The 6,038-nt window shown below is 64.9% G+C and carries 4 protein-coding genes; all 4 read left to right on the top strand.

Annotation, left to right across the window (positions count from 1 at the left end; all coding sequences use genetic code 11):
- The first annotated feature begins 233 nt into the window (after positions 1-233).
- The 4 genes from C7C56_RS09585 to C7C56_RS09570 all read left to right on the top strand — a co-directional run bounded on the left by C7C56_RS09585 (position 234) and on the right by C7C56_RS09570 (position 5,929).
- A complete protein-coding gene (locus C7C56_RS09585; RefSeq protein WP_106757212.1) occupies positions 234-1,265 on the top strand; it encodes a putative 2-aminoethylphosphonate ABC transporter substrate-binding protein in 1,032 nt (343 codons plus the stop codon).
- 476 nt (positions 1,266-1,741) lie between these two features.
- Positions 1,742-2,440: a reverse transcriptase family protein gene (locus tag C7C56_RS09580; RefSeq protein ID WP_106757211.1), complete on the top strand. Its 699-nt coding sequence runs from the start codon at positions 1,742-1,744 to the stop codon at positions 2,438-2,440.
- 111 nt (positions 2,441-2,551) lie between these two features.
- Positions 2,552-3,844, top strand: coding sequence for a glycosyltransferase family 4 protein (locus tag C7C56_RS09575; RefSeq protein ID WP_229458506.1), 1,293 nt, complete (start codon positions 2,552-2,554; stop codon positions 3,842-3,844).
- Positions 3,845-4,333: 489 nt separating this feature from the next.
- Complete coding sequence (locus C7C56_RS09570; RefSeq protein WP_181373099.1) at positions 4,334-5,929, top strand: TolC family protein; 1,596 nt, start codon at positions 4,334-4,336, stop codon at positions 5,927-5,929.
- Positions 5,930-6,038 lie beyond the last annotated feature (109 nt).

Below are 6,038 nucleotides of genomic sequence, written 5' to 3'. Positions count from 1 at the left end.
TGCCAGAAATGGCTATCCCCATCACCTCCTTTTTGCCTCGCAAAAAAATAAATCCCCCTTGGAATCAACCTTTTGCAAGTAGCTCTAGTGTGAACAAGGCCCGAAATTTACATTTCGGCGTGCGCGGACCCGGTCGGCGCCGTCCGCTTTCCGGGACCGGCAAGCGGCGCGACATTTCGCCGGGCAAACGCCACTTTTTTCAACGACGGCTTCGGGCCCGGGAGACTGCGAAGATGAACAAAACACGTTTTAGTATGGGCAAGATTGGGATGTTGACGGCGGGGCTGTTCGCCGCCGGCGCGGGCATGGCCCAGGCCAAATCGACGCTGACCGTCTTCACCACGATCGAGCCGGAGGTCATGAAGTTCTACAAGACCGGTTTTGAGAAGGCCAATCCGGACATCGAAATCAAATGGGTGCGCGAATCGGCCGGGGTGATCACGAACCGGCTGCTGGCCGACAAGGGCGGCGCCGACGTCGTCGCCGGGCTGGCCGCGACCAGCCTGTCGCTGCTGGCGCAAAGGAACATGCTGCTCGCGTACGAGCCGAAAGGATTCAAGCAGCTCAACAAGGCCTATTCGGACCAGGCGCGGCCGCCGACCTGGACCGGCAACAACGTCTGGGGCTCGACCATCTGCTTCAACAACGAGCGCGGTGGCGCCCTCAAGCTGCCCAAGCCGAAGAGCTGGAAGGACTTGCACAACCCGGCCTACAAGGGGCAGATCGTGATGCCGCATCCGGTCTCGAGCGGCACGGGCTTCCTCGACGTGAGCGCCTGGCTGCAACTGTGGGGCGAGGCCGAGGGTTGGAAATACATGGACGCGTTGCACGAGAACGTCGCCTTCTACACCCATTCCGGCTCGGCCCCGTGCAAGCTGGCCGGCGAGGGGAAGGTCGCCGTGGGGATCTCGTTCGACTTCCGCGCCGGCCTGGAGATCCGCAGCGGCAAGCCGATCACGGCGATCTTCCCGAGCGAGGGACTGGGCTGGGATGTCGGCGCCAACGCGATCCCGAAGAATAGCTCGAACATCGCGGGCGCGAAGAAGCTGGTCGACTGGATGGCCAGCAAGGAGGCCAACGCCATCTACGGCAACTTCTACGCGATCGTCGCCTACCCGGGCCAGGTGCGCAAGATGGACGGCATCCCCGCCAACTACGAAACGCTGCTGATCAAAAAGAACGATTTCAACTGGGCCGCGAAGAACCGCGAGCGCATCCTGGCCGAGTGGAGCAAACGCTACGGCGCCAAATCGGAGCCCAAGTAAAAGCGACAACATTCCGTAACCGGGGTCTGACCCCGATTGTGAAATTTTAACAATCGGGGTCAGACCCCGGTTGCGTAATCTTTCGCGCCGAGTTTGCCCAAAACCAAGAGCGACTGTGACCAGCCCGTGCCAACGCAAAAAGCACCAAGGGCATGCCCCTCTTTACGCAATGTTCCGCAATCGGGGTCTGACCCCGATTGAAAAATATTTAACATTCGGGGTCAGACCCCGGTTACAAAATTTGGTTTAGTTCCTGTTGCGAATTGGCGCCTGCCGCGCCCCTGTCCAAGACGGCCTCCTCGGCAATGCATCGGGCGCTTGCCCAAAGGTTTCAGGTCCCATGTCCCGGCCACGCCGCCCGCCATTGACGGACCGGCCCAATTCCCTCATCGCTGCCGCGGGCGGATCCTGCAAGCCGGCGGCCTTTTACTTCGTGCAATCGAACGCCTCCACGGGGTTACCCCTTGGGATATTCAATGCTGTCATGCATGGACCTCAAAAATTTTTTCCCGAACATTCCCGCCGCGCGCGTCCAGGCCCTGTTCGCCAAACTCGGCTATCCGGCCGGCGTCGCCGGCGCGTTGGCGCGCCTGTGCGTCAACCGGACCCCGGCCGGCGTCCTGCTCCAGCGACCCGACGGCACGCCCCTGCCCTGGGCCGAACGCCAGCCGTTCCGCTCGCCCCACCTGCCGCAGGGCTCGCCCTGCTCGCCCGCGGCCGCCAATTTGTGCGCCTACCGGCTCGACCTGCGCCTGTCCGCCCTCGCCCAGTCCCTGGGCGCCTGCTACAGCCGCTATGCCGACGACCTCGTCTTCTCGGGCGGGCCCCAGTTCGCGCGCGCAGTCGGGCGCTTCTGCGCGCGGACGGGCGCGATCGCGATCGAGGAGGGCTTCATCGTCAACACGAAAAAAACACGCGCCATGCGCGCGGGCGCCAGGCAGCAGGTCACGGGCGTGGTGGTCAACCGCCATCCCAACCTCGCCCGCGCCGAATTCGACCTCCTTAAAGCGACGCTGACCAACTGCGTGCGCCACGGTCCCGCGTCGCAAAACCGCGGCCGGCGCGACAACTTCCGCGGCCACCTCGACGGCAAAGTGGCCTACCCGTCCATGCTCAACGCGGCGCGCGGCGCGCGGTTGCGGCAGGTGTTCGACGCGATCGACTGGGCCGCATAGCGTTGTCGTGAGGAGGCTTCTGGCATATAGTTGCGGGAAAATATCAACGCCTGCAGGCGTATCGCCCGTTTTCCGAATGAAGATGCCGCTATGGATTCGAGCAAGCCCCCTTTGAAAATTTTGTTCATCCACCAGAATTTTCCGGGGCAGTTCAAAGCCATCGCGGCGCATCTGGCGCGCGAGCGCGCCTTCCAGGTGCTCGCCATCGGCAAGGAAGGCTGCCCGGCCGCGGTGCCCGGCGTGAAAACCGTCACCTACAAGCTGCACCGCGCCCCGGTGGCGGCGACCCACCATTACGTCAAGCCCTTCGAGGCCGCGGTCCTGCACGGGCAGGCCGCGCTGCGCGTGCTGCTCGCGCTCAAGGCCCAGGGCTTCACGCCCGATGTCGTCGTCGCCCATCCGGGATGGGGCGAGACGCTGTTCCTCAGGGACGCCTTTCCGCTCGCCAAGCTGATCCATTTTTGCGAGTACTACTACCATGCCTCGGGCGCCGATGTCGGCTTCGACCCGGAGTTCGCGCGCACGCTCGACGACGCGGCGCGCATCCGCGCCAAGAACGCCCTGCCGCTGCTCAACCTGGAAAACTGCGATCTCGCCGTGGCGCCCACGCAATGGCAAAAGAGCCTGCATCCCTCGGCTTACCAGGACAAGATCCGGGTCGTCCACGAGGGCATCGACACCGGCCACATGCGGCCCGACGCGCAGGCGCGCCTCTCTCTCCCCGACGGCACCCTTCTGAAGCCGGGCGACCAGGTCGTCACCTTTGTCGCGCGCAATCTCGAGCCCTACCGCGGCTTCCATGTTTTCATGCGCGCCCTGCCCAGGATCCTGGCGAAAAATCCCGGCTGCACGGTCGTCATCGTTGGCGGCGACGACGTCAGCTATGGCGCGAAACCGAAAGCGGCCGCCAACTGGCGCGAGCAGCTCATGCGCGAGATCGCGGTCGACACCAGGCGCGTCCATTTTCTCGGCACAATCGCGCACGCAAAATACCGCGCGCTTCTCCAGGTGTCGGCCGCCCACGTTTATCTGACCTATCCGTTTGTCCTGTCCTGGTCGATGCTCGAGGCAATGGCATGCGGGTGCGCGGTGATCGGCTCGCGCACGGCCCCGGTGACCGAGGTGATCACCGACGGCGAAAACGGTTTGCTGGTCGATTTTTTCGATGGCGACGCCATCGCCGATAAAATCCACGGAATATTGTCGGGCGCGATAGCGGCCTCGCGGATCCGCGCGCTGGCGGTCGAATCTGTCGCGCGGCGCTTCCCGCTCGACGCCGCGCTGGCGGGTTACAGAGCCATGATCCTGGGCTCGCCCCGGCAGGACGCGCAAGCGAGGCCGGGGGCGCCACCGACGCCCGACAATCAACAATTGGCGGCCCCATCGGACTGGCGCGCCGACTGATCGCGGCGGCAAGCGCCCTTGCGCAAACAACACGGGAATTATTATTAATGTAACTTAATGTTGCATATGCGAAACAGCCACAAATATTTTCAAAAAAGCTTTAAAAGTCTTGCAAATATAAATTACATCTTGGCATTCTTCGGGCGACCCGATCGGTGACTTTCCCTGTCTGCCGCACGGACCCGCGCGGCGCCCTCCCGCAGCGGCGCCGATGCCTCGCCCAAGTCCCTGATTCGGCGGACCTTTCCTCCCCCTCCATGCCCCGCTACATGGTTAGCATTTGTGAACATTTTGGCGGCCGTGGACCGTAAAACATTTATCGGCCACGCCCGCGCGGCGAGCGCGCCGGCCTCACTTTTGAGAATCGGTTTCTCATTATGAACAAACCTATAATTCCATTTCCATGATGCCAATAAAAATTGCGCCTAAAACCGATTTTTAAGTTACTTTCAGGATAGAATTTGGCTGCACATAATGATTGGAGCCGAAATGCACGCCAGCCCTGCCGTCCCGACCGAACGCCCGCCCCTGCGCGGTGATCTGCGATCCACCCTTGGCGCGCCGCTGTTGGCGGCGCTGATGCTCCTTTCGGGATGCGCCAGCGTGACGCCGGAGCCGGTCGGCGGGCCGGAGCTGCTCAGACAATCCGGGCTCGACCGCGCCTTCGCCGCGCGCGGGGTGGCCCCCATCGGCGGCCCGGTCAGCCTCGACGAGGCGATGGCGCGCGCTCTCAAATACAACCTGGACCGGCGCGGGCGCATGATGGAGGAGGCGGTCGCCATGAACCTGCTCGCGACGAGCAAGTACGACATGCTGCCCAAGCTGCTCGCCGCGGCCGGCTACCGCCACCGCAACTCCGACGCCACCACGCGCGCGGTCGACTCGGTGACGGGCGCGCCCTCGCTGGCAAACCCCTTCATCTCGAGCGAACGCGAGCACACCGTGTCGGACCTCGGACTGACCTGGAACCTGCTCGACTTCGGCCTGTCGTACGTGGCGGCCAAGCAAAACGCCGACCGCCGGCTGATCGCCGCCGAGCGCCGCCGCAAGGCCATGCACCTGCTGATGCAGGACGTGCGCACCGCCTTCTGGCGCACCGCCAGCGCCCAGAAGCTGCGCGCCACCATCCGCGACTCGATCGTCATGGCCGAGGGCGCCCTGGCGGACGCGCGCCAAGCCGAGGCCGAGCGGCTGCGCTCACCCATCGACTCGCTGCGCTACCAGCGCCAGGTGCTCGAGAACCTGCGCCTGCTCGAGGGCATCGACCAGGAGCTCGCCAGCGCCCGCATCGAACTGGCCAACTTCATCAACGCGCCGCTGTCGCACGACTTGATAGTGGTCGAGCCGGCCGAGCAGCTAAGCAGCGCGATCCTCGAGCAGAGCGTCGAGGCGCTCGAACTGAGGGCCATCGCCAACAACGCCGACCTGCGCGAGCAGCACTACAACGCGCGCATCGCGCACGCCGAGACGCGCAAGGTGATGCTCAGGATGTTCCCCAACCTGAACTTGAACGCCGGCCTCAAATACGACACCGACAAGTATCTGGTCAACAACCAGTGGAGCGAGACCGGCGCCCAGATCTCGTTCAACCTGTTCAACCTGCTGAGCATGCCGGCCCAGCAGCGGCTGGCCGACTCCGGCGTCGCGCTGGCCGACCAGCGCCGCGTGACGGCGCAGATGGCGATCCTGGCCCAGGTCCACCTGGCCCGCCTCCACTACGGCAACGCGCTGCAGCAGTTCCGCCGCGCCGACGCCATCTGGAACGTCGACGAACGCATCAACCAGCACGGCGCGAACCGGGCCCAGACGCAAACCCAGAGCAAGCTCGAAAAAGTGTCGAACAACACCACCGCGATCCTGAGCCTGCTGCGCCGCTACCAGGCGCTGGCGCTGGCGCACGCCGCCGCCAGCAAGCTGCAGGCCGTGCTCGGCATGGAGCCGGCCGTCGCCAACCAGGTCGGCCTGCCGCTCGACCAGCTGACCGCCGCCATCGGCAGCGCCCTGCGCCACGAAAACCAGTTCGGCACGCCGCCGCCGGCGCCCGCCGCCGCGCCCGCCGCCGCGCCGGCCACTCTGGAGCCATGATGCGCGCCCTCCCCGCCCTGCTCGCGCTGGCGCTGTCGTCCCAGTGCGCCCTCGCCATAGGCCAGCGCGCGCCCGCCCCGGTGCTGCCCCAGGTCATCGCCGCCGCGCC

It is taken from the genome of Massilia glaciei, assembly GCF_003011895.2.
GTDB classification, from domain to species: Bacteria; Pseudomonadota; Gammaproteobacteria; order Burkholderiales; family Burkholderiaceae_D; genus Telluria_A; species Telluria_A glaciei.
The sequence above is the reverse complement of the archived record's forward strand: the minus strand, read 5'-3'. Positions and strand labels throughout refer to the sequence as shown.

Bases quoted from the DNA above. Each gene is read 5' to 3' on its own strand.
- C7C56_RS09585 (WP_106757212.1), top strand. From the start codon at position 234: ATGAACAAAACACGTTTTAGTATGGGCAAGATTGGGATGTTGACGGCG.
- C7C56_RS09580 (WP_106757211.1), top strand. From the start codon at position 1,742: ATGCTGTCATGCATGGACCTCAAAAATTTTTTCCCGAACATTCCCGCC.
- C7C56_RS09570 (WP_181373099.1), top strand. From the start codon at position 4,334: ATGCACGCCAGCCCTGCCGTCCCGACCGAACGCCCGCCCCTGCGCGGT.